Source organism: Pseudoalteromonas sp. NZS71 (genome assembly GCF_015864715.1).
Lineage (GTDB): Bacteria > Pseudomonadota > Gammaproteobacteria > Enterobacterales > Alteromonadaceae > Pseudoalteromonas > Pseudoalteromonas arctica.
Genome location: NZ_JADYWS010000026.1, coordinates 37,076 through 60,863 on the forward strand (window position 1 = coordinate 37,076; position 23,788 = coordinate 60,863).

20 protein-coding genes are annotated in these 23,788 nt (G+C 38.3%); 5 read left to right on the plus strand and 15 right to left on the minus strand.

Annotated features, from left to right (window positions below; translation table 11 throughout):
• Positions 1-47 precede the first annotated feature (47 nt).
• Positions 48-374, plus strand: a complete 327-nt coding sequence (locus I6E85_RS16130; protein WP_024590816.1) for a TraR/DksA C4-type zinc finger protein — start codon at positions 48-50, stop codon at positions 372-374.
• A 16-nt stretch (positions 375-390) separates the two neighbouring features.
• Here I6E85_RS16130 and I6E85_RS16135 read toward each other — a convergent pair whose 3' ends face one another.
• From I6E85_RS16135 to pyrC, 9 genes are all read right to left on the minus strand, one after another.
• On the minus strand, positions 391-1,434 hold the full coding sequence (locus I6E85_RS16135) for a hypothetical protein (RefSeq protein WP_101163954.1): 1,044 nt from the start codon (positions 1,432-1,434) through the stop codon (positions 391-393).
• Positions 1,435-1,495: 61 nt separating this feature from the next.
• Positions 1,496-2,755 (minus strand): tetratricopeptide repeat protein, encoded by a 1,260-nt coding sequence (locus tag I6E85_RS16140; protein WP_010553387.1) that lies wholly within the window; start codon positions 2,753-2,755, stop codon positions 1,496-1,498.
• An 11-nt stretch (positions 2,756-2,766) separates the two neighbouring features.
• A complete protein-coding gene (locus I6E85_RS16145; protein ID WP_007583869.1) occupies positions 2,767-3,384 on the minus strand; it encodes an energy transducer TonB in 618 nt (205 codons plus the stop codon).
• Positions 3,384-3,788 carry a biopolymer transporter ExbD gene (locus tag I6E85_RS16150; RefSeq protein WP_007583867.1) on the minus strand — a complete coding sequence of 135 codons (405 nt, stop codon included), beginning with the start codon at positions 3,786-3,788 and terminating at the stop codon, positions 3,384-3,386. The genes I6E85_RS16145 and I6E85_RS16150 overlap by 1 nt, the downstream gene beginning before the upstream one ends.
• Before the next feature lie 14 nt (positions 3,789-3,802).
• A complete protein-coding gene (locus tag I6E85_RS16155) occupies positions 3,803-4,327 on the minus strand; it encodes a MotA/TolQ/ExbB proton channel family protein (protein ID WP_002961709.1) in 525 nt (174 codons plus the stop codon).
• On the minus strand, positions 4,327-5,691 hold the full coding sequence (locus I6E85_RS16160) for a MotA/TolQ/ExbB proton channel family protein (RefSeq protein WP_007583865.1): 1,365 nt from the start codon (positions 5,689-5,691) through the stop codon (positions 4,327-4,329). Before I6E85_RS16160 ends, I6E85_RS16155 begins: the two co-directional genes overlap by 1 nt.
• Positions 5,692-5,697: 6 nt before the next feature.
• Complete coding sequence (locus I6E85_RS16165; RefSeq protein ID WP_024590812.1) at positions 5,698-6,468, minus strand: DUF3450 domain-containing protein; 771 nt, start codon at positions 6,466-6,468, stop codon at positions 5,698-5,700.
• Positions 6,469-7,565: 1,097 nt separating this feature from the next.
• On the minus strand, positions 7,566-7,769 hold the full coding sequence (locus I6E85_RS16170; protein ID WP_002961702.1) for a cold-shock protein: 204 nt from the start codon (positions 7,767-7,769) through the stop codon (positions 7,566-7,568).
• Between the two features lie 440 nt (positions 7,770-8,209).
• Positions 8,210-9,262 (minus strand): dihydroorotase, encoded by a 1,053-nt coding sequence (gene pyrC / locus I6E85_RS16175; protein ID WP_024590811.1) that lies wholly within the window; start codon positions 9,260-9,262, stop codon positions 8,210-8,212.
• A 290-nt stretch (positions 9,263-9,552) separates the two neighbouring features.
• On the opposite strand from pyrC, the gene I6E85_RS16180 reads away from it, so the two are divergent.
• The 3 genes from I6E85_RS16180 (at position 9,553) to I6E85_RS16190 (ending at position 14,056) form a co-directional block, all read left to right on the plus strand.
• A complete protein-coding gene (locus I6E85_RS16180; protein WP_024590810.1) occupies positions 9,553-11,922 on the plus strand; it encodes an EAL domain-containing protein in 2,370 nt (789 codons plus the stop codon).
• A 427-nt stretch (positions 11,923-12,349) separates the two neighbouring features.
• On the plus strand, positions 12,350-13,237 hold the full coding sequence (locus I6E85_RS16185) for a LysR family transcriptional regulator (RefSeq protein ID WP_002961689.1): 888 nt from the start codon (positions 12,350-12,352) through the stop codon (positions 13,235-13,237).
• 54 nt (positions 13,238-13,291) lie between these two features.
• Complete coding sequence (locus tag I6E85_RS16190) at positions 13,292-14,056, plus strand: YdcF family protein (protein ID WP_197237148.1); 765 nt, start codon at positions 13,292-13,294, stop codon at positions 14,054-14,056.
• An 80-nt stretch (positions 14,057-14,136) separates the two neighbouring features.
• Here the strand turns inward: I6E85_RS16190 and I6E85_RS16195 are convergent, their stop codons facing one another.
• Positions 14,137-14,889 (minus strand): Nif3-like dinuclear metal center hexameric protein, encoded by a 753-nt coding sequence (locus I6E85_RS16195; protein ID WP_010555099.1) that lies wholly within the window; start codon positions 14,887-14,889, stop codon positions 14,137-14,139.
• A gap of 150 nt (positions 14,890-15,039) precedes the next feature.
• Here I6E85_RS16195 and I6E85_RS16200 point away from each other — a divergent pair, with 150 nt between their 5' ends.
• Positions 15,040-15,381 (plus strand): hypothetical protein, encoded by a 342-nt coding sequence (locus I6E85_RS16200; RefSeq protein ID WP_002961684.1) that lies wholly within the window; start codon positions 15,040-15,042, stop codon positions 15,379-15,381.
• A gap of 198 nt (positions 15,382-15,579) precedes the next feature.
• Here I6E85_RS16200 and I6E85_RS16205 read toward each other — a convergent pair whose 3' ends face one another.
• The 5 genes from I6E85_RS16205 to I6E85_RS16225 form a co-directional block, all read right to left on the minus strand.
• Positions 15,580-18,759 carry an amidohydrolase family protein gene (locus tag I6E85_RS16205; RefSeq protein ID WP_024590808.1) on the minus strand — a complete coding sequence of 1,060 codons (3,180 nt, stop codon included), beginning with the start codon at positions 18,757-18,759 and terminating at the stop codon, positions 15,580-15,582.
• A gap of 105 nt (positions 18,760-18,864) precedes the next feature.
• The gene (locus tag I6E85_RS16210) at positions 18,865-19,689 is read right to left on the minus strand and encodes a M90 family metallopeptidase (protein ID WP_002961680.1); all 825 of its coding nucleotides are present in this window, start codon (positions 19,687-19,689) and stop codon (positions 18,865-18,867) included.
• 176 nt (positions 19,690-19,865) lie between these two features.
• Complete coding sequence (locus tag I6E85_RS16215) at positions 19,866-20,504, minus strand: CatA-like O-acetyltransferase (RefSeq protein WP_024590807.1); 639 nt, start codon at positions 20,502-20,504, stop codon at positions 19,866-19,868.
• 185 nt (positions 20,505-20,689) lie between these two features.
• Positions 20,690-21,730, minus strand: a complete 1,041-nt coding sequence (locus I6E85_RS16220; RefSeq protein ID WP_024590806.1) for a Glu/Leu/Phe/Val dehydrogenase — start codon at positions 21,728-21,730, stop codon at positions 20,690-20,692.
• Between the two features lie 430 nt (positions 21,731-22,160).
• A complete protein-coding gene (locus tag I6E85_RS16225; protein WP_007583843.1) occupies positions 22,161-23,687 on the minus strand; it encodes a fumarate hydratase in 1,527 nt (508 codons plus the stop codon).
• Positions 23,688-23,788: the final 101 nt, after the last annotated feature.

Below are 23,788 nucleotides of genomic sequence, written 5' to 3' on the forward strand. Positions count from 1 at the left end.
ATAATATCAGTATAACGTGAAGCCAATTTAATAAGGTTGTACTGATAATGCATCATCAAAAAAGACTAAACGATGAAATAGCACAAATTAAATTAAATATATTAACTATGCTTTCTAAATCAGCCTACCCTACACATCAGCATTTAATACAAATTTTAGATAATACAGCAAACAATGAATGGTTAGACTGTGCAGCAGAGAAGCTAGGTCCTGAGTATGCGTTTTTGATCAGTCGCATGACTAAATTAGAAGCAGCGGTCAGCCAAATAGAAATTGGGCAATATGGCTACTGCTGCGACTGTGAAGAAAAAATACCAGCCAAATCACTTGAACTAGATCCCGCAACCCAACGGTGTACAAAGTGCGCACAATAAGCGCACTTTCAAATCATTATATAATTTGTTGTATAAAGCTAAATGATTGCCCTGGGTAGAGTATTATATCTTCAACTAAATATTGAGCCTCTTCTTGGGTGATTTCTAAGCGTTTCATAAGATTCACCTTTGCCTGTGGCAAAGTCCACGCATGGTAATGAATGCCAATATCTGATTCCATCATTGCAAGCATCAATGTTTTATCTTTATCAGACATGTTCATATTGCTCGCCATTGCAGGTAAGTCTTGATAATCAGCCTGCCAATCAAGCCCTTCAATTAATTTTTCATTCGATAGATACTGCACTAAAAACGATTTTTTATGAGAAATAGACAATTTACTGTCGAATGCAACACGATCTAATACTTTTATATTTTCATTTAAAATAGTAACCCACTCTAGCGGTGAATGTACTTCGCCACTAAAGTAATTTAGTTTGCTCTGATACCACTGTGACCCATTTGGCAGGCCTCTCAGACCAACACTACCTCTAGGCTTGTAACTAGCTAAATAATCGCTAAAAGCTCTTATATGACTCTTAAGCGCTGGTTGAACGTCATTACTACCTATCGCACTCAATACATAGCTTTGTAGTAGTGTGAGCTCAATTTTATTCAGCTTTAAATTGCTTTGTTTAGCACTGTCTAGCGTATCTTGGGTTAACTTAAGCCAAGTAATAATATTATCCGGCGTACTTTTTGAACCCTCAAAAGCAAGCATGTTTTTTAATACGTCTACTTGAGCCGGCCAATTAAAATAGCGCTCAGGAAAGCGCTCTGCAATAACCAAGTAGTTTACTTGTGCAATTTGATTGAGATTAAGCTCCATACCCATTAGGTTCTGATAAATAGTATGACGTTTAACTAAATACGCATAAGAAAAGACCAATTGCTCTTTAGTAATCCTATCGATTTTTTTAGCGTCTGGTTGTACAAGTGCCATGTTTAAAGTTTTTAAAGCAACTTGTGCGTCTTCAAATGACTCATAAGGTTGAGGCTGCTTTGAACATGCAGCTAAAAATAAGCACAGTAGTAATGAAAAAGAGAGCTTTTTATACATAGTAGTTCCAATAAAAAAAGCCCCAGAGGGGCTTTTTATAAGTTGCTTTAGCTAATTAAAATTAAATTTTAACACCGTTGCGAGCGGCTTTATCTTTAATATATGTAGACCAACCTTTTGCAAACTTACGTGTGCGAGGGTCATCCATAGCTTTAGTAATTGCAGCATATGCTTGCTTATACTTACCTTGATAGTAATACGCTTCAGCTAAATCTGAATAAATAGTACCTTTTTTGTCAGAGCCAAGCTCTAATGCTTTGTTCAAACGAACAACAGCAGCACTGAATTTTTCAGATTGTAAAAGTAATGAACCAGCTTTACGGTAAAGTTCAGCGTCGTCATCAAATTTAGCAGCTTCTTCGTAGTACTTAGCAGCTTTTTCTAGATCCTTAGAGCGATGATAGTTACTAGCAATCGCGCTAACATTCTGCTTTGTACGTTTTACTTTTTCACTCTTAACGGCCTTTTCTAGCGTTACAGCTGCTCTAAAAGGGATCTCGTTTAGAGAGTAAAAGTTAGATAAGACTTTATACTCAACTTCATTTTCAAAGTAACCGTTCTTGTAAGCAACTTCCATCGTTGCTAAACCTTTTTGATAGTCTTCGGTTTGTAGGTAATATTTACCTAAGCTAACCCAAGCTTTTTTATCATCAGGCCATACACGAACAATCTCTTCGCCAATCTTAACCATGTTTGCATAATCTTTAAGTTCAAAGTATGCACCCAGTTTTAATTGGTAAGGACCTTTATTAGGTTCTTTTTGAAGTTTAATTGCCTTATCTGCTGGTTCAAAAACATCACGAAATTGCTCTAACTGATAGTTAGCTTGGGCAATACGCGTGTAAACCGTAGGATCTTCTTCACCGGTAAAATCCATCCAAGTAACATAAGCTTTTTTGGCTTCTTGATACTTTTCTGTGCCAGCGTATAAATCACCTAACAGCTTTAGAGTTTGTTCTTGATCAGCAAAGTTTAAAACATCAGGGGCAACTGCTTGCTTAGAGTACTTAATCGCTTCGTCATACTTTTCTTTTTGAGCGTACATGCTACCTAAGTAACGATTTACGGTCGCTTTATCAAAGTCATTCGAAGGTTCAATCTCTCTAAGCAAAACAATTGCTTCATCAACTTTTTCTTCGTTGTACAAGTCAAATGCTTTAATTACCTTTTTACCAGTACGCTCGCCCATGATTTTAGTTTTTGCTTTTTTACGCTCTTCAATCTTTGCGTAATCTGGCGCTGCTAAAACAGATGCACTTAAAGTAGCACCCGACACAGACATAAGAATCGCAAGAGCAGTTACTTTAGAAAAATTTCTCATTACTCGCCTCCTTAGTTGCCTTGGTTAAGTTTAAAGTCTAATTGAACTTGTAAACCTGGTTGTTTCTGTGGTTTTCCGTCAATGATCTTAGGACGGTACTTCCACTTACGCAGTGCGCGTTTAGCTTCACGGTCAAAGATACGTTTTGGATCTGCGTCAATTACTTCAACGTCAGTTACTCCACCTAACTCATCAATTGTGAATGAAAGTTGTACCCAACCTTCTTTGCCATCACGTGCTGCTTGCGTTGGATATTTTGGTTCTATACGAACGATAGGTGTCGCATCACCATCTCGTCCAAATGCACCAGGACCACTTAGTCCACCAGCTGAACTACCAACATCAATGCTACCCATGTTAAATGACATAGCACCAGGGTTTGGATTATTATTTTCCGGCTGTGGCGGCTGCGGTTTAGGCGGCTGCTTTGGCGGTGGTGGAGGAGGAGGCGGTACACGCTTCCTCTCCTGCACCTTAGATTCAGGCGGATTCGTCATTATTTCGACTATGATCTGCTCTTTTTGTTCCGTATTACGGTCAGCCCCACCAGAGATGAGGAAGGCCATGAAGTAGAACAAGCCGAAAGTAACTGCCCCACCTGCAATCAGTGAAAACAGAAAACGAATCATTACTGATCTCCAGCTATTGAAATTCTAAGGTTGTCACCCGTCGCTTTAATCTGGTCCATAACTTTAACCACTGTGCCGTGTTTAGCTTCTTTATCAGCTTGTATAATCACAACTTCAGTAGGTTGTTCTGCTAATAAACTTTCGATTTTTGCTGAAATACGTTCAACATCAATTTGTTGTTTATCAACCCAGATTTCGCCGTTACTACGAATAGCAATAAAAATGTTAGCATTTTTTTGCTTAGTAGCTTGGGCAGCTTTTGGTTTATTGACCTCGATACCAGCCTCTTTAACGAACGATGTAGTTACGATAAAGAAAATAAGCATGATAAATACGATGTCAAGCATTGGCGTCATATCAACCGCTGCTTCTTCTTCTTCACGAAAACGTTGTTTACGTGCCATATTTAATTCTCTCTCTAGTGATGAGGCATACTATCAATAAGTTTGGCTTTCACCATTTTAGCTTTTGTCTCAAGACGTGAGCTAAAAAATACTCCAGATAGTGCCGCAACCATTCCAGCCATTGTTGGGATTGTTGCCATTGAAATACCTGATGCCATTAAGCGTGCATTACCCGTACCCTGGTTGGCCATGGTTTCAAAAACCGAGATCATACCAGTAACAGTACCAAGTAAGCCTATTAAAGGACAAACAGCTACTAATGTCTTAATCAACAACATACGCTGATCTAATTTTTCAGACGCTTCAGAAATCCATGCTTCACGGATTCTGTGTGCGTACCAAGACGTAGTGTCTTGGCGGGCATCCCACTTTGCTACAATTTCTTTCGCTGTGCGAGGAAACTCTGCAAGTAGAAACCAATAGCGCTCAATCATTAAAACCCACATCAGAAAGAGTGCTATCGCGACCACGTATAAAACCTGGCCGCCTGTGCCAACAAAATCCCTGATAGATTCCCATATCTCCATCAGGACTAGCATTAGGCTTTCTCCTTCTCCGCGTGAGTAGCAACGATACCCGCGCTTTGCTCATCAAGGATGTGTAATACCGACTTACTACGACCAGCTACAAGAGCATGAAGTAGAATTAGTGGTAATGCAGCAATTAGACCTAGCGCTGTAGTTACAAGTGCTAGAGAGATGTTACCTGCCATGATCTTCGGATCACCCGTACCGAACAATGTGATTGTTTGGAACGTTAAGATCATACCGATTACTGTACCTAGTAGACCTAGTAATGGTGCGATTGCAGCAAGAATCTTAATTATGTTGATACCAGCTTCGATGCGTGGCGTTTCACGTAGAATCGCTTCATCAAGTTTAAGCTCAAGGTTTTCAACATCTTGGTTCTTGTTGTCATGGTACACTTTAAGAATACGACCCAGTGGGTTATTTGTATTCGGTGTAGCAACATTTTTAAGCTGGCTCTTAATCTTACTAGTAGTAAGTGTAAGGTCAACAAAGCGAATTAGAGTAATTAGCATACCTAAAGCTAGTAAAGCTGTAATGATATAACCAACTACGCCACCTTGATGGAAGTATTCCATAAGAGTCGCTTTTTGAGTGTTGATACGTAAGATAGCACCACGAGTCGGATCGATATAAACACCAGCGTAGTTATCTGGTGATGTATTTTCAAGATCAGTGATACCGTCTAAAATATAGCTATCAGGCTGTTTACCTAGAGGCTGAATAGACTTAGTTTCTGGTGAATAAATTAAGTAACCATCGTCTGTAACTAAGTTAAAGTTACCGATACGCGTTACTTTCTTCATTGACGGGTTACCGTCAAGACCAGCAACTTCAGTTTCAAAAGTTGAAACTTTAGCTGATTCAGTCATTTCTGTTTGAAGTGAAATCCAAAGTTCTTCAAGTTCGCGAACTGTAGGAAGTTCTTTAGCAGCAGCTAATGAACGTAAGATTTCAGCACGGCCAGGTTTCTCAGCACTAACTAGTGATGCTTCGATAGAACCGATAGCGTCTTGAGCTGCACGACGTACAACACCAAACATCTCACCCAAAGTACCTTGAGCACTTTGAAGAGCTGCTTCTTTTTCAGCTAACGTGTTTTCATTTTGTGCATATTGCTTAGTTAAGCTTTCACCACGAGACTTCTCAGAAGCAAGTTGGCTTTTAGCTTTATTAAGTAAAGATTGCTTGTCAGCACGATCTGATAAGAACTCTTGTTCACGTTTCTTATCGATTTTACCTTCAGAGATACGCTCTTGCTTTACTTGCTCAAGTATTTTATCTAGAGCTCCAGTATTTGCATGTGCATTTAACGCGGTACCTGCAGAAACAGTTAGTACTGCGGCAACAGCAAAACCTTTAAATAGTTTCTTCATTATTGATTACTCCGCGCCAAAGATAGGTAGTTTAACAAGTTCTAATGTCGCTTGCTTACGCGCCATACGAATAACTTCTTTAACAGGTTTTAGGTATTCTTCACCTAATTCTTTCCACTGTTTAGTGTTGTTATCCCACACCCAAGCATGTTTCAAGTCAAAAGACTGAGCAACGTAAGTAATACGACCTAACTGACCGATATCAACGTTAATACTTTTGCCATCAACTTCTAGTGTACCTTGTGAAGCAGATACAAGTGAGCTGTATGCTGTTTCAATAGTGTAAGCTTCAAGTACTTGACGGAATTTTTCAGACGTCGTTACAGACGCAGAAACCATGATTTCACGTAGTCTTTCAACACGTCCTAAACGCGTCTCTAGATTAAATGGAACGTCCGCTTTGATGAATTGCTCAAGCGTATCGATCATGCGATACATCAAAGGCACAACGTTTTGTTTCGTGTTATCAATCGTAGCGATTTGACGATCAAACGATTCAATAGACGCGTTTTGGCTATCAACCAAGCGCGACACGTGATCGTTATACACTTTCATAAGTTCAGTCTCATCAACAACGCTACGGTACTCAGCGATTAGCTCCTGAGTTTGACCATATACATTGTCAATTTTAGTTTGAGACTTAACCGCAGCCTTTTGAATTTGTTGACCTGCTTTTTGCACGTCATTCAAAGGATCTGCAATCACATTGCTGCTTGCAAATGCAAATGCGCCAACCAACGCAGTTGCTACAAGACTCTTTCTGATTTTAACAGACATAGTTCCCAACCAATTAAGTAATGTTACTTTTATAATTTAATTATCCTCCGAAGAGAACAACCCTGATATCTTTTAATAGATATCAACCTTCCAATAATGCTAAATGCAATTAGCGCTGTCAACTTGATGTTTACTAATCTCTGCAAATAAATAGCTAAGTTAATGCTTAAACAAAAGTACTAGCACACAACTGTTAACATTATTGCAACCAAGCTTTTGCTTAATATTTCGATTAAAGCCTTTTGAGGGGTGTATTTATTCGCATTGTACTGACATAAAACAACATTATTGCAACATTTAGCCAAAGCTGAATTCGCACTGAAAAAAAACAAAAAAAAATATAGATAGATATAACAAAAGTTATTTTTTAAACGATTTCAGCACATTTTATCTCCCCAATAACACTTCATCTGAAAAAACAAACCATTTGTCGCACAAAAAAACAACACTGGATAATCTCTAATACCGCCCACCTTGCTTTATGCACGCAATACCTAAAGCCATTTATAAAACGTGTTTCCCATAAATAGTAATAATAAGTTTCTTTTAGCAAGGCCTGAAATAGCCAAATAGCTTTCGATAATTAGACGAGTTACATTTACCGCTTTAGAGTGCTCATTAATACTATTTAACAGTTAAATTTATTTAGTAACAAAGTTAATCACAAAAAGTTGCTCAACTTTAATAATAATGGACTATAAATGATGCCTAACGCTTCCATAATAAGCTATCAGAGGCCTATAGAGGTTCCCTTGCCCATTTATAGTTAAAGTACAAAACTTCAACCTGATTGCACTAGCAAGACTTACACTAAAATTTACACAGATTGTTATTTGGCATCATTTTTATGTATATAAGTATCGGATCAGTTGGATAAATTGTAAGGGATGTTTTAAATGCGATAGAAAGTGGTTCGATTGTATAAGTTATTCAGATAATTGAATTTTGGGTTTGTATTAAAATAGAAGATTTAAGAATATATGAAATTTGTGTTCAAGGATTTAAAAAGAAGGATTTTATTAATTATGTACATAGAGAGGAATTATGGTGAAACAGAGACCTGCTTCACCAAGATGAACTAGAGTTCACATAATAAATTATGCTGCTTCTACGTTCTCAGCTTCAGGGCCTTTTTGACCTTGTTTGATGCTGAATGTCACTGCTTGACCTTCGCTAAGAGTGCGAAAACCAGAACCAGTGATTGCGCTGAAATGTACAAACACGTCAGGACCATTTTCTTGTTCAATGAAACCAAAGCCTTTAGCTTCGTTGAAAAACTTTACTTTACCAGTAACCGACATACTAAATTTTCCTGTAAGTCAATAATTAAAATTCAGCCATATTATTATGGCAATATCCTCCCTGAGTCAATGCTCAAAAATATGGAGGTACAGTACAGGAACAAGTAATAACCTAACCGGTAACCTTAAACGCAGCACAATATCCGTAAATTCAATACATAAAAACTCAAAGCAAGGTAAGATTAACACATTATATTTTTTTTCGCTCTATTAATTGGGAATTATTTATTAAAAATATAAATTTGTTTTAAATCGCCTTTAACTGACTAATTTCCAAGCAAAAACTATAAAGTATTATTGTAATATATATTGCTATAAACGCGTATAAAAGCCCTCTACAACAGCAATACTGTCAAACAACGCTTCAATAACATCAAAAATACAAACAAAAAAGCCGCTTTAAAAATTAAGCGGCTTTTGGTTTAAATATAAAATATTAACTATTTAACAGACCAATCAATAGTATCTTCTGCTTTTATAGGCACAACTTCAGAGTCGCCTAGGGTATAACTTGCAGGTACGTCCCATGGTTTTCTTTGTAATGTTATTGTATCGGCATTACGCGGCAACTCATAAAAGTCAGGACCAAAGTGGCTTGCAAATCCTTCAAGCATGTCCAAAGCTCCTGCGTCTTCGAATGCTTCAGCGTATAACTCAATAGCGGCATGGGCCGTATATGCACCAGCACAACCACAAGCAGCTTCTTTTTTATCTTTATAATGTGGTGCAGAATCAGTTCCTAAGAAAAACTTTTTATTTCCACTTATAGCTGCGGCCATTAATGCTTGCTGGTGAATGTTACGTTTGAGGATTGGCAAACAGTAATAATGTGGGCGAATTCCACCCGCTAACATATGATTACGATTATAAAGTAAATGATGAGCTGTAATTGTTGCTGCTACATTGCTAGGTGCATTAACTACAAACTCTACTGCATCTTTAGTTGTAATATGCTCTAGTACAATTTTAAGTTCAGGAAAGTCACTTACCACATCCCCTAAAATCGTCTCTAAAAATACTTTTTCACGGTCAAAAATATCAATTGATGAATCAGTAACTTCTCCGTGTACTAACAGCAACATACCTACTTCTTGCATTGCTTTTAAAACCGGGTAAATATTTTTGACTGATGTAACACCCGAATCAGAATTGGTTGTAGCGCCAGCAGGATAAAGCTTTGCAGCTACTATTTTGCCCGTTGCTTTTGCTTTCTCTATTTCATCTGGTGTCGTTTTATCAGTAAGGTAAAGTACCATTAATGGCTCAAAGGCACCTTGTGGGCCTGCTGCCATAATACGTTCTCGATAAGAAAGAGCGGTATCAGTACATGTTGCCGGCGGAACAAGGTTTGGCATAATAATAGCGCGACCCATGTATCTGCTAATGTCTCGTACAGTATCCTTTAGCTGGTCGCCATCACGTAAATGTACATGCCAGTCATCTGGGCGAGTGATAGTAAGGGTTGTTACAGAGTTTGTATTATTGCTTGTCATTACTTTGTTCCAAGGCTGAATTTATCCGATCATAGGCATATGATGTTTTCGAGTAAAGATTTTATTAAAAATAATGCATATGTTGATGACATTACCGAGTTGTGTAATTAAAGCTTAATACTCCAATTCAATTGGGATTAGCTATTGTTATTACTTACAATTAATTAAAGTCATTCGTCATAATAATTTACAGCCAATTAAAACCACTCATCGCTTTATTTTGTACAAAATCCAAGATTAGGTTAACTTAGCTACGTATTTAAAAATAAAAAGAATAATATAAATTGCCTATGTCTTACAAAAATAATGCCTCAAGAGCACTTGAGATAAAAACTGATCAACTGAGTATAATTAATCAATTTTCATCAAGCTTATTGCAACTAGACACACTAGACGAGCTATTTGAGTATGTTACAACGCACGTTGTTAACCGTTTAGGATTTGTTGATTGCGTTATTTACCTTGCCGATAACAATGCTTATACATTAAATCAAGTTGCATCGATGGGTATTGCTCACGCCCGAGACAAATATCAAGCCGAACGTAAAGTAATACGTTTTAGTGAAGGAATTACTGGAGCTGTTGCAACTACTGGTAAAGCCGTAGTTATCGATGATGTAACAAAAGATAGCCGTTATATCGCAGATGAGCGCCCTGCCCAATCAGAACTATGCGTCCCTCTTATATATAAAGAACAAGTTTTAGGTGTTATTGATTGTGAGCACCCTATTAAAGGCTACTTTACAAACGCACACCTTGAAATTCTTACAACAGTTGCCCACTTACTCAGTGCTAAAATTAACCAGGTAAATACGGTAAATAACTTACAAAAAACAGTTGAGCAACTTAACAACGCACAAAAATTAGAAAATAGCTTATTACAAATAGCTAACCTAACCTACAAAGCTAACGACTTAGATACCTTCTTTGAAGCCTTGCATTCAATTATCAATAACTTACTTCGTGCTGATAACTTTTTTATCGCTTTATATGACAAAAAAGTAGATATACTTGACCTTGTTTATATAGTCGAAGAAGGCATAAACACTAAAACACATCAAAAAATATCTAAAGAACAGCTAAAAGACACTGCTTCATATTACCTACTGCAAACAGAGCAAACCTTATTACTCAATAAAGATGCCTTTCAAAGTCATATTGATAACGGTGATTTTAAAATGGTAGGTCGACAATCAGAGTCTTGGTTGGGTGTTCCATTTAAAACAAGTGATCGTATAAGCGGTGTTATTGTTGTACAAAGCTACGATAAAACACTGCAATACAACGAACACGACAGCGCTCTTCTAACTTACGTAAGTCGTCAAATAAGTATGGCAATTGATAGACAACTAGCCCGACAAGAGCTCGAGCATAAAGCATTGCATGACGAGCTTACCGGCCTTGCTAACCGCTCATTACTCATTGAGAGAATAAAGCATGCTATTTTACGTTTAACGCGCGCTAAAAAAAGTACTAGCCATGCCCTGCTGTATCTAGATTTTGACCGTTTTAAAAGTATTAATGATTCGCTGGGGCATGAGGTCGGAGACCATTTTCTTATAAAAATATGCGGCTTAATTAAAAGTACAGTACGAAGCACCGATACATTTGCTCGTTTAGGCGGTGATGAATTTGCTATTTTCATGGAAAATATCACACATAAAAACCAAGTTAATGAAGCTTTAAACAGAATTAAAAGCGCATTAGCAAAACCTCTAAATGTAGATAGCCACTTACTTCAAGCCTCTACTAGTATTGGTATTGCCTATACCGACAACATAAACGATCAAGCTTATATATTACTGCAACAAGCTGATGCTGCTATGTATGAAGCAAAATCCACCGGGCGTGGACAAGTTAAGTTTTTTAATAACACGATGCGTAAAAAACTTAAAACCCATGCGGATATCGAAAACGACTTGCAACACGGTATAGAACACAACGAATTTGAACTCTATTTTCAGCCAATTTTTACAATTACCACAAGTGAGGTTATTGGTTTTGAAGCACTTGTGCGCTGGCATCATCCTAAAAAAGGATTTGTACCACCTAATGACTTTATACCGATAGCTGAAACTACAGGGCAAATTATAAATCTTGATTTACATTTACTTGATTTAGCCGCTCAGCAGATTTCTAATTGGCACCAGCAAGGTCATCGCTTTTTGAAAGTAACGGTTAATGTATCGTCACGGCATTTTGCAAGCCTCGATTTTGTAGCGCAAATACATTCTATTTATAATAAATACCAATTACCTCTGGGTTCTTTATGTTTAGAAATTACCGAATCAGGCTTAATAGAAAATCTAGAACTCGCCACTCAAATAATAGAAGGTCTTTCACCTTTAAAAGTAAAATTGTGCCTTGACGATTTTGGAACGGGTTACTCGGCACTCGGCTACTTGCACCAACTGCCTATTCATATTTTAAAAATAGATAAAAGTTTTATTGACCACCTACAAGATTCCACCAATCCACTTGTTGAAGCCATTTTATCACTTGCGCAATCATTAAAACTTGAGGTTGTTGCTGAAGGGATAGAAACACTTGAACAATTAGCCATTTTACAATCCACCGCGTGCGACTATGGCCAAGGTTTTTTAAAGTCAAAACCGGTCACAGCCAAAGAAGCCATATTACTTATTAATAAGCCCTTATAAAAAAGCCAGCGAGTAGGTCGCTGGCTTAGGTATTACGTATATACTCATTCATTGACCTAAACTAAAGCTAAAAAGCAAAACGCAAAACGACTTTAGTTTTTAAACCACAACCTAAAGTAACCATTCAACAACCCCCCACCCCACACAGTTATCTATATAGTCAAAATTCACACTGAGGTGAAGCACACCGCAATCGATATACTTAAAATACAACATGAAGCAAACTCATCTAAAACTCATCAAACCAGTTTTTGAATGACTTTTATCGTTACTAATTCTAATATTTTCGCGATTCATAGCAATAAACTGCAATAAACCACAATAAATCGCAAGCTTTTAGCCATCTAGACGTTGAAACGTTTTTTATATAGGCGTAGTATGTGGTTAATCTGAGCTGAACTCACTTTTCCCATGAGAATTTTTAAAGATGATTGGTATTAAACATTTAAAAACCATAGCAACCCTAAAAGAAACAGGATCTTTGGTTAATACGGCACGAGAGTTATTTTTGACACAGTCTGCTTTATCTCATCAAATCAAAGATTTAGAGAATAAATTAGATTGCCAATTATTTGAGCGTAAAACTCAACCAGTCCGCTTTACCCCTCAGGGAATGCTATTACTTGAGTTGGCTCACGAAATATTACCAAAAATGGAAGCGACTAAATGCCGTTTGAAAGAAAGCTTAAATCAGCCTATTTCTCAACTGCGTTTAAGTGTGGAATGCCATGCATGTTTTCATTGGTTATTGCCTACTATTAAAGAATTTAATAACTTTTGGCCTGATATAAAAATTGATTACGAGCGCGGCTTTAGTTACGACGCTATTCCTGACTTACTAAGCGATGAGCTCGATTTAGTTTTAACATCTGACATACGTGAACCCGACACATTAGAATACGCGCACTTATTTGATTTTAAATTGAAGCTTATTGTGGCACCGGATCATGAACTTGCTAAAAAAGCGTATGTAACAGCGCTTGATTTAAAAAACGAAACTATTATTTCATACCCTATCCCGCGTGAACGCCAAGATATATTTAAGCATTTCATTCAAAATGCACGTTTCGACGGTACGTTAAAAACGGTTGACCAAGGATTACTTATTTTTCAACTAGTAAGTGCCGGCATGGGCGTTGCCGCTTTACCTGATTGGCTAGTTACACCTTATGAAAGCCAAGGCTTAATTAAATCAATTCCTTTGGGCGCTCTTGGCCTTACTCGTCCTATGTATTTAGCGATGAAAAAAGACATGAAAGATAACCCTGTTTATCGTCACTTTTTAAATACGTGTAAGCTAAATAACGGTCGATAATCATCAATATAATGAGTAATATCGCTGTAATTAACTCTACAGCGTTTAACTCTTATGTTTGTTATTAAAAAAATGATTGGTGGCTTACTTATGCCACTGCCTCTATTTGGTTTATTTGCGTGCCTGATGCTCCTACTCGCACTTAAAGGCCGCAAATCAGCTCTCTTCTTATCTACTTTAAGCTTAATTGTATTACTTGCATTGAGCACACCCTTTATCGCCAATTTAATTATCCAAAATAATGAACCTGCGTCGCTTGCATTTAATACCCTAAAGCATCCAAAAATAGACAAAATAGTTGTACTAGGTTGCGATATAAACCCAAATCCTGCACTCAGTGCTAATAATCAATTAGGTAATTGTGCGCTAACGCGCTTAGTAGAAGGTGTAAAACTAGCAAAGCACTACCCTAATGCAGAGCTTATAGTTTCAGGCGGGGGTTATCAAAATACCACTAATAGCGGGCTTATGTATCAAACGGCAATTAGTTTAGGTGTTAATAAGAGTCGTATATTCCAAAACCCAAAAGCAATGGATACAGGTGAAGAAGCTAAGTTACTGGCATCAAAATTAGTCGACTTTAAGGTTGCACTAGTAACATCTGTACTGCACATGCCACGCGCAAAAGACTTATTTAATGCTCAAGGTATTGAAGTCATAACCGCAGCCACTGATTATCATAATTTTGCTGCACTTCCATGGAGCAAACAGTTTATTCCCAATGCTCATGCCTTACTTGTGGTTACGCAATACAGTCACGAAGTAGTAGGAAACACATGGATAAGTTTGCGCCGCTGGATAGATCCAGAGGCACTGTAGCTCATTTCGTCTAACTAACCTGAACTCTAGATAATAAATCTATCTCAAGTAGAGTTCAGGTTAACTAATAGATAGCCTAGTTAAACTGGGTTATCTATATCTATAAATGTCACATCAAAACCATGCTCTTGAGCAAGTAACTCACCCAGAGCTTTTACACCATAGCGCTCTGTGGCATGATGCCCTGCGGCAAAAAAATCAATGTTTTGCTCACGAGAACTATGAATTGTTTGCTCCGATGCCTCACCCGTTAAATAAGCATCAATGCCTTGCTCTGCAGCTAAATCAATATACCCTTGCCCACCACCGGTGCACAGTGCAATGGTTTCAATTTTTGTTGAACGTACTAAGCTTGTGAGCGGGGTTCGATTTAGCACTTTTGCAATTTTATCTGCAAAATCCTCACCACTTAATGGTGTTTTTAAACGCCCTTTCATTGCTACGCTATTTGAAGTTGGCTCTAGCCCTGTTTCAATTTCAATATCCAATAACTTTGCAAGTTGCGCGTTATTGCCAACTGCTGGATGAATATCAAGTGGTAAGTGATAGCCAAATAAATTAATATCGTGTGCTAATAACGCACCTATACGACGCTTTTTCATTCCCGTTATTGGTTGGGATTCCCCTTTCCAAAAAAATCCATGATGAACTAAAATAGCATCTGCTTGTTGCTCAATGGCAGCATCTATTAAAGCTTGACTTGCGGTTACACCCGTCACAATTTTTTTAATTTCGTTTTTACCTTCGACCTGTAAGCCATTTGGGCAAAAATCTTTAATTAATTGAGGTTTTAAAATGTCATTTAGGAGTTGGTTAAATTCTCTACGTTGCATATAACTTACCTTACTTAGCACTGAATTTTGTGCAAATTTTGGCGTTTATAGCCTTAAAATGGAAGGAAAATCGCAAAAAATTGAAAAACTGTTTTAAAATAGGTATAAATACCTCTTCTTTATCTGTGTTCACAACGTATAGGGTCTCTGATGAGCAAACTAGACAAAACAGAAGTGTTATCTGCCTTTGAAGCAGCGTACGAAACTGCCAATGGTAAAAAACCTGAAATCACAACTAAACCTGGTTGGTACAGCATTGATGGCGGTAAAAATTTACGCCTAGCTGACGTAGCAGAGCTTACTAAAAAGTTAAACTCTGGTAAAACAACTAAAACGAAAAAACCAAAAGCAGCTGCGCCTGTTAAAGCACAGAAAAAAGCGCCATTCACTGTTGTTACCGAAAACGAAGAAGGTTACACAGCGGAAGAACTTTGGATTGTAATTTTAGCTCGTAAAGATCATGACTGTCGCTTACCGCGCGGTGTTGTTTAATCAACATTTATGATTTTTAAAAGAAACCGCGTTAAGCGGTTTTTTTATGTGCGCGATTTGCTAAAAAATATCTAAAAATTATATTAATTATCGTCTTCCAACCTTAATTGCACCATTTAATCAAAAAAATAGAGCCTTATAAGTTGAGTAAGACTAAAAAAAGCGGCTATGTAGCCGCTTTCAAAAGATCAAAATAAATTATAACTTTTCGAAGTAAAGTGGTTCGCGCTCTTTTTTACCCACTTCACTCATTGTCTCTGCATTGAATAATCGACCATTGATCATGGTGTAATCTACTTTATCCGAATCTCGAATATTTTTAAGCGGATCGCCATCTATAACCATTAAATCTGCCAGTTTGCCCACTTCAAGCGAGCCTACGTTTTTATCAAGCCCTAAATACTTAGCCGGATCGAGTGTTGAAGCACGTATAGCCTCAAGCGGTGTCATTCCGCCTTGTGCAAACATCCACATCTCCCAGTGTGCACCTAAGCCTTCACGCTGACCGTGAGCACCTAAGTTAACTAATACACCTAGGTCTTGTAGCTCAGCAGCAACGCGTGCGTTATTAAAGTGATTATAGTGATGATCGGGCGCTTTAATGCGGCGCATAGAGCGTGGTAATAATTGATTTTTTGGCACAAATTTACTTAAACGCGGGTGATTCCACACATCAGTTTTATCGTACCAGTAGTTCTCACCCCAAATGCCACCATAAGCCACTACAAGTGTTGGTGTATAGCCAACATCACTTTGCGACCATAACTGCTTTATATCGTCGTATATGTTCTCTACAGGGATTGAATGCTCAATACCTGTGTGTCCATCTACAATCATACTTAAGTTATGTTGTAATAATGAGCCACCTTCTGGTACTACCATCATTTCAAGTTCACGGCCTGCTTCAATAACTTGTTGGCGCTGCTCACGACGTGGCTGGTTATACGATTTAACACTAAACGCCCCTACTTTTTTAAGGCGCTCTAAATGAAATTTAGCATCGTCTAACGAGTCAATATGCGACGTATAACCTGGCATATTTGCGCCATATAAAATAGTACCGGTTGAGAAAATACGCGGGCCAACAATCATGCCTGCCTTTTGCATTTCGCTTGCGGTAAATATTTCAGAGGTATCGTTTGATGGATCGTGAATTGTAGTAACACCTAGCGCTAAACCTGCAAAGTTTTTCCAGTTTTGCTCAGGTATAATTTCGTCACTTGCTTGCGAGCCATGTGCATGAGCATCAACAATACCAGGCATAATAGTTTTACCTGTTACATCAATAACCTCAGCACCTTTAGGAATGCTTATATCGCTGGCTGTACCAATTGCTTTAATATGCTTGCCATCAGTGATAATTACACCATTTTCAATAATCTTTTCGCCGTCCATAGTTATAATTTTTGCACCAGTGAGCGCAATCATACCTTTAGGCTCTGCCATTTTTTTACTGAAACCGATATTATCGCCACTTTTCACTTTAAAGTCGGCATCTTCGGCTTTGTTAATGGCAAACATCCCCTCAAGGCTTGCATGATAAAGCTCAGGCCCTAATGTCCAGTAAAGTTTGTTGCTCTTAGCACTCCAACTAATGTTTTCACCAGCACGTACCGATAACTGCTCTATTGGAAATTGACTGTCTTTAGGCCCAATATTAATTGTTTTACCACTTTGAACAAACGGTGTTACAAATACTTTAAATCGCTCAGCAAAAGCCAGATATTGCCCATCTGGTGATACTCTAAATTCTGTAGCATGCTCTGACTCATATAGTTTGCGAACTTTTTTACTTTCAAGTTCTACTACGCTAAGCGTTGGTTTTGGCCAAGGACTCATTATAAAAACGCGATCGTTTGCATCTCCAAATTGTGGTTGATAACCACTTTTTGAAATAAGCTCACTTTTACCGCCTTTTGCGCTTACGCTATATATACCAGGGTTAAGTGACCATTTAGGGTTTAAAATACTGCCCCCCGTGGCTTTTCGATAAACAACCGTTTTCCCATCTGGACTAAACGTAGGCTCTACATATTTCCCGGGCTCTTTAGTAATTGTATCGCCACGACCACTGCGCGCAGAAACCACTCTTACAGACCCTTGTTTGTTATCATCCCATGTGGTGTAAACTATTTTTTTACCATCGCGAGAGTACTGTGGAAATAATTCGTAATGATCAGTTTGCTTTGTTAAACGCTTAATTTTACCCGACTCTAAATCACGTTTATAAATATGCCCAAGCGCTTCAAAAATTGCCGTTTCTCCATCGGGGCTTACTTGCACATTACGCAGCATTTTTACATCAAATTCATCAGTATCTAAGTTTTGTGTAAAGCGCACTGCTTTTTGAATTTTTTTAGTGGTTTGCACTTTAAAAGGAATGGTTTTTACAGATTTGTCTGCAACATCTAGCTTGTGAATTGTACCACCAGCCCAAAATACTAACTCTTCGTTATCGGGTGTCCATGCAATAGTTGGGTATACACCATGAATAGCCCATGTTTCTTGCATATCTCGCTCAAGCTTATCGTAAAGCTTAGTGTGCTCACCGCTAGTTAAGTCATATAAATACAAGCTAGTTTGAAAGTCATCACGCTTTATATAAGCAAGCTTTTTACCATCTGGTGATGGTGTAGGCCTAATAGCACCGCCCATCGTATCGATTATGGTTTCAATTTCACCCGTTTCACGGTCGTAGCGCTTAATTTTATAAATGCCCGCTACAGAATCTTTTGAATAATGAAATGTTTTACCGGGTGTTGCATCATGCGAAAAGTATACATAACGACCATCTGGTGAAAACATTGGCTCACCTAAATCTTTTTGATCGTTCTCGCGTTTTGTAAGCTGCACGCCCTTGCCACCCGCTTTATGATACAACCACACTTCACCTGCTCCCAATGAGCGGCTAGCTGTAAAGTGTTTACGCGCAACTAAGTAGTCGCCATCAGGACTCCATGCAGGACTATTTAGTAATCTAAAGGTTTCATCGGTAACAGCGTGTTGATTTTCACCATTTAAGTCCATTATCCAAATGTTATCGCCACCACCTTGATCGGAGGTAAACGCAATACTTTTGCCGTTAGGACTAAAGCGTGGTTGCATTTGCCATGCAATATCAGAGGTGAGCTTTGTGGCTGTACCACCACTCATTGGCATAGTATAAATATCGCCAAGTAAGTCAAACACCACGGTTTTACCATCAGGGCTAATATCTATATTCATCCATGTGCCCTGATCAACGCTAATTGCAGCGTCAACAAATTGCCCCTTAGGTGAATCTACTTGCCATTTTTGTTCGTCTTTTTCAGCGGCATTTACCTGCCCTATCGCTAATGACACCGACAGCGCCAATACTGTATGAAGCATTTTTTTCATGCGTTTCTCGCTTGTTATTGTTGCAGTAAAAACTATTTCACATGATTGCAACAAAAACAAACGCAACTTGCCAGCGTTATATGATAAAGCGCGGTTTATGTAGGTTTAATGCCAAACAATAGGGTCAAATTGATAGTAATTAACTAGCATACTGTAAATTTCAGGATCGTATCGGCGAAGCTCTGCGGGTTTTTCGAGGAAGGTTTCGGTGAGTACAGCAAAAAACTCAGCTTCGTTAGTCGCACCATAGCTGTGAATAACATGCGGCATGCTATAGGCAACATGGCTTTTTAACTGGGTGAAAGCGCGACTAAATACTCTGCCCCACTCTTTGTAATCTGCTGAGCTTTTTAAAATGGGTGTGCCCGTTGTTTTACCTGTTTCTTGATCGAGTTGATGCGCAAACTCATGAAATACCAAGTTATGTCCATCGCTTGGTAAACGATTACCCTCAAGTACATCATGCCAGCTTAAAACGAGCGTGCCGCCAGGCCATGACTCGCCTAGTCTTACCGTATTATGGTAACTCACAAGTCCTGCACTATCGCGAGTTGATTGCGGAGCATAATAAGCACTTGGATATAATAAAATTTCTTTTACATTTCTATATAACGGCCACGGTTTATTAAGTACTAATACACACGCATCGGCGGCAACAATTAACTTCATTGCAGACGTTAGCCTTAAGCCATCACAACCGACAAAGCGTTTTTCGTTTAAAAACCACGTAATATGTCGCTCTAATTTTTCTCTGTCGGCGTCGGTCATTTTTTTATAGATGGGCATGCAACGCAGTAAAATATCTTTTTGCTGCGAATTTAAAGCAAAGTCTTTATATTTACTGCGCCATAATCGGTTTTGAATTGATGGCCAACGCCAGAAAATCACCACAAAAAGAATTAAAACAACAATTAACAGTCCATTTATCATGGGGATTTCCTGAGCTAAGGTATGGTATATAAATATGTCCAGCACACGTGCTTTTCAAGCATACAAGGTTATGTATTTGAATATAAAGTAACTCACATCGCATTGCTTATAGATTACTTATAGATTACTTATAAATTGTTTACTGCTTTGCACTGCCGTTACTGATGTGTTTAAAGTTAATTTTTGCAAAAGGTATCAAATGTACCCTGCAATGTGTTTATAAATTTCGCTACGTGCAAACCATCCATTAATGAATGGTGTACATCGATAGCTAAAGGCATTGTGCCTGTGTGTTTATCAAACTGACCAAATACAAATTTAGGAATGCCTAAACTCTGCCCTTCACTAAATGCATGCGAAAACGCACTAAAATTCAGCCACGGCAAAACAGATATATGAATTAAATCTGCCTGCCCTTCTGTTTGAGCAAATGCATCAGAAAATAACGGCTGTAATTTCGCTTTTTTACTTACGTCACTTGCATGATTTGCAAACTCTTTAAACTCGCCTGTGCTGTTAAAATAACTAAAAACAAACGTATCGTTTTCAGACAACTCAACCACACTTGCGCGAACACTATTAAGTAACCATGGTTGATTATCTATTATACGTAGCATTATTGAATCGTACTCATGGCACGCTTTTAAGGTGCAATATACATACGCTTGAAAAAAAGAAAATTGATTGGTTTTGCAATAGTCGTAAAGTGTTTGAATATCTAAACGTACACACACATTAAAATAAGGCTGAGAAAAGTGTTTAAATAATTCAAAGTGTTGCTTTCTAGGCCAATTATCTAAATCGATAGGCTGCATGAGAGAAGTTGAGGGAGTCATAATTTGCCGCACAAAATTAAAAATAAAGTGTACCGCTGTTCAGTAATAATTGCATTAGGGTCTGTTGATCTTTCAAGGTTAAATCCGCAAAGATCAACACCCCTTAACTTACAGATAAACAAAAGGTGTGCAATTGCACACCTTTATTGCATTTTAGCTTAAATTTATAGACCGTTTTTAATGATCTCTTGCGCTAATTCGTCAGCAATTAAATGCGTTGATTTTTGCTCTTTTTCGCTACGGGCAAAGATTTCAGTTAACGTATTAAAAATACCTTCAACATGTTTATTAGACGCTGCTGCACTGTAACCTTCTGGCGCTGTTTCGTAATAAACATTAATAATACCACCAGCGTTAATTACGTAATCTGGTGCATATAAAATGCCTTTTTCACGAATAACTTCACCGTGGCGAGACTCTGCTAACTGATTATTAGCACAGCCTGCAATAATAGTCGCTTTTAAACGCGGTATCGTTAAATCGTTAATAGTCGCACCTAATGCACACGGTGCATAAACATCAACATCTAAGTCGTAAATTTCATCAATGCCAACCGCAGTCGCGCCAAAATCATTAACTACGCGATCAATTGCAGCTTGGTTAATGTCAGTTACAAACAACTCAGCGCCCGCATCAGCTAAATGCTTACATAAACCATAAGCAACAGCACCTAAACCTTGAACAGCCACTTTCACACCTGCAAAATTTTGATGACCACGTTGATGCTGTAGCGCTGCTTTAATTCCTAAAAACGTACCGTATGCTGTAAATGGCGATGGGTTACCACTTTTACCTTCAAGACCCAGTACGTAATTAGTTTCTTTATTCATGATAGCTACATCAGCACATGTGATGTTTACATCTTCTGCTGAGTAATAGCTGCCATTTAATCGCTCTAACTGGCGACCAAATGCACGAAATAATTGCTCAGATTTAATTTCTTTCGCATTACCTATAATTACAGATTTACCACCACCAAATGGTAAGCGCGCAACTGCATTTTTATAAGTCATGCCCTTTGATAAACGTAGCACGTCGTAAACAGCATCTTCGTCGTTCGCATAATCCCACATTCTACATCCGCCAACTGCAGGACCTAGGTTGGTATTATGTACAGCAATAATTGCTTTTAAACCCGACTCTTCATCAGAACAAAAAACCACTTGTTCATGGTTATCAAATTCAACTCGATTAAACACAGCCACTTAAAATACTCCGAAATAGTTAACCCGTGAGAGGGTATGCGCGCTGGAAATTGCCGAGACTTTATCACTTCATATTCGAGTTCGCTATACTCACAGAAGATAAAACCAATGAAAACATCAAGCTTAAATTAAATAACCGGATTAAAACTTTTATATAGATAAAAAATTCACAAAATCGTTGTTTGTAAGTTTTAAAAACTATAAATAGAACAACCACACCAACTTACGTTTACGTGAACGTAACACAACTATTGTGTGTAAAGTTTAATATACAAGTGCTGCTTGCCCGCCACGTACTGCTGCCTATAGGTTTCCAGTAAAAAGTGAGCTTTTTCGTAAACTGGTCAGAGCTGTAAACTTGGTAATGACTCTATTTAAAAAAACAAAAAAGCGAGCACTAGGCTCGCTTTTTAAAAATACAAAACGTACGTTATTTTAGCTTGCTATCAAGCTCTTCTATTTTAGCTTTCCAGATTGCAGGGCCTTGTGTATGCGCATTGGCGCCTTCACTGTCTACTGCAACGGTCACTGGCATATCTTCTACTTCAAATTCATAAATAGCTTCCATACCTAAATCTTCAAAAGCAACTACGCGTGCTTTTTTAATCGCTTTAGATACTAAGTAAGCTGCGCCGCCTACAGCCATCAAATAAACAGATTTATGCTCTTTAATAGACTCAACCGTTGCAGGGCCACGTTCAGCTTTACCAATCATGCCTACAATGCCTGTTTTTTCTAGCATCATATCGGTGAATTTATCCATGCGAGTAGCTGTTGTAGGGCCTGCAGGACCAACTGCTTCATCGCGTACCGCGTCTACTGGTCCAACGTAATAAATAAATTTATTATCAAAGTCTACGCCTTTTGGTAAACCTTCACCTGAATTGATCATATCTTGCAGACGTTTATGCGCTGCATCACGACCTGTTAAAATAGTGCCCGAAAGTAAAACAGTTTCACCCATTTTCCATTCTTGAACATCTTTTTTAGTCAGTGTATTTAAGTCAACACGACGTGTGCCTTCGCCCACTTCAAATGTTACTTGTGGCCAATCTTCTAGCTTAGGTGCTTTTAAATTAGCAGGGCCAGAACCGTCAAGTGTAAAATGTACATGGCGAGTTGCCGCACAGTTAGGGATCATTACTACAGGTTTTGAAGCTGCATGCGTTGGTGCTGTTTTAATTTTAACATCAACAACCGTTGTTAAACCGCCTAAGCCTTGTGCGCCAATACCTAATTTATTAGCACGGTCAAAAATTTCTAAACGCAGTTTTTCTTCAGTCGTTTCTGCGCCGCGTTCCATTAGTTCATGGATATCAACCGGATCCATTAACGACTCTTTAGCCATTACTGCCGCTTTTTCAGCCGTACCACCAATACCTATACCTAGCATGCCTGGCGGACACCAACCAGCACCCATTGTTGGTAGTGTTTTTTCTACCCATTCAGCAACATCATCTGACGGGTTTAACATAACCATTTTACTTTTGTTTTCAGAGCCGCCGCCTTTAGCCGCAACCATTACTTCTACTTTACCACCAGCCACTAAATCAATATGCACAACCGAAGGCGTATTATCTTTCGTGTTTTTACGCGTGCCAGCAGGGTCTGCAACAATAGATGCACGTAAAGGGTTATCTGGATTCAAATATGCACGACGAGTACCTTCATCAACCATTTGTTGAACGGTTAAATCTGTTTTATCCCACTTAACATCCATACCTACTTTAACAAAACAGGTAATAATACCGGTATCTTGGCAAAGTGGACGCTTGCCTTCAGCCGACATGCGTGAGTTAATTAAAATTTGTGCAATGGCGTCTTTAGCCGCTTTACTTTGTTCTTTGTTGTAAGCTTTTTCGAGAGCTTGAACAAAATCAAGTGGGTGATAGAACGAAATATATTGCAATGCATCTTCAATGCTATCAATAAAGTCTTGCTGACAAATTGTACTCATAGTGGTTCCTTAAGTTACCGTTACGCGTTGTCGCGTAATCTAAATCAAACCGGTGACGGTGGTTTGCACTGTTTTTTACAGCTTAGTGCTGCCAAAAAATT

Bases quoted from the DNA above. Each gene is read 5' to 3' on its own strand.
- I6E85_RS16130 (WP_024590816.1), top strand. From the start codon at position 48: ATGCATCATCAAAAAAGACTAAACGATGAAATAGCACAAATTAAATTA.
- I6E85_RS16210 (WP_002961680.1), bottom strand. From the start codon at position 19,689: ATGATAAATGGACTGTTAATTGTTGTTTTAATTCTTTTTGTGGTGATT.
- I6E85_RS16185 (WP_002961689.1), top strand. From the start codon at position 12,350: ATGATTGGTATTAAACATTTAAAAACCATAGCAACCCTAAAAGAAACA.
- I6E85_RS16190 (WP_197237148.1), top strand. From the start codon at position 13,292: ATGTTTGTTATTAAAAAAATGATTGGTGGCTTACTTATGCCACTGCCT.
- I6E85_RS16150 (WP_007583867.1), bottom strand. From the start codon at position 3,788: ATGGCACGTAAACAACGTTTTCGTGAAGAAGAAGAAGCAGCGGTTGAT.
- I6E85_RS16225 (WP_007583843.1), bottom strand. From the start codon at position 23,687: ATGAGTACAATTTGTCAGCAAGACTTTATTGATAGCATTGAAGATGCA.
- I6E85_RS16135 (WP_101163954.1), bottom strand. From the start codon at position 1,434: ATGTATAAAAAGCTCTCTTTTTCATTACTACTGTGCTTATTTTTAGCT.
- I6E85_RS16145 (WP_007583869.1), bottom strand. From the start codon at position 3,384: ATGATTCGTTTTCTGTTTTCACTGATTGCAGGTGGGGCAGTTACTTTC.
- I6E85_RS16180 (WP_024590810.1), top strand. From the start codon at position 9,553: ATGTCTTACAAAAATAATGCCTCAAGAGCACTTGAGATAAAAACTGAT.
- I6E85_RS16205 (WP_024590808.1), bottom strand. From the start codon at position 18,759: ATGAAAAAAATGCTTCATACAGTATTGGCGCTGTCGGTGTCATTAGCG.
- I6E85_RS16200 (WP_002961684.1), top strand. From the start codon at position 15,040: ATGAGCAAACTAGACAAAACAGAAGTGTTATCTGCCTTTGAAGCAGCG.
- I6E85_RS16165 (WP_024590812.1), bottom strand. From the start codon at position 6,468: ATGTCTGTTAAAATCAGAAAGAGTCTTGTAGCAACTGCGTTGGTTGGC.
- pyrC (WP_024590811.1), bottom strand. From the start codon at position 9,262: ATGACAAGCAATAATACAAACTCTGTAACAACCCTTACTATCACTCGC.
- I6E85_RS16140 (WP_010553387.1), bottom strand. From the start codon at position 2,755: ATGAGAAATTTTTCTAAAGTAACTGCTCTTGCGATTCTTATGTCTGTG.
- I6E85_RS16170 (WP_002961702.1), bottom strand. From the start codon at position 7,769: ATGTCGGTTACTGGTAAAGTAAAGTTTTTCAACGAAGCTAAAGGCTTT.
- I6E85_RS16195 (WP_010555099.1), bottom strand. From the start codon at position 14,889: ATGCAACGTAGAGAATTTAACCAACTCCTAAATGACATTTTAAAACCT.
- I6E85_RS16155 (WP_002961709.1), bottom strand. From the start codon at position 4,327: ATGCTAGTCCTGATGGAGATATGGGAATCTATCAGGGATTTTGTTGGC.
- I6E85_RS16215 (WP_024590807.1), bottom strand. From the start codon at position 20,504: ATGCAGCCTATCGATTTAGATAATTGGCCTAGAAAGCAACACTTTGAA.
- I6E85_RS16160 (WP_007583865.1), bottom strand. From the start codon at position 5,691: ATGAAGAAACTATTTAAAGGTTTTGCTGTTGCCGCAGTACTAACTGTT.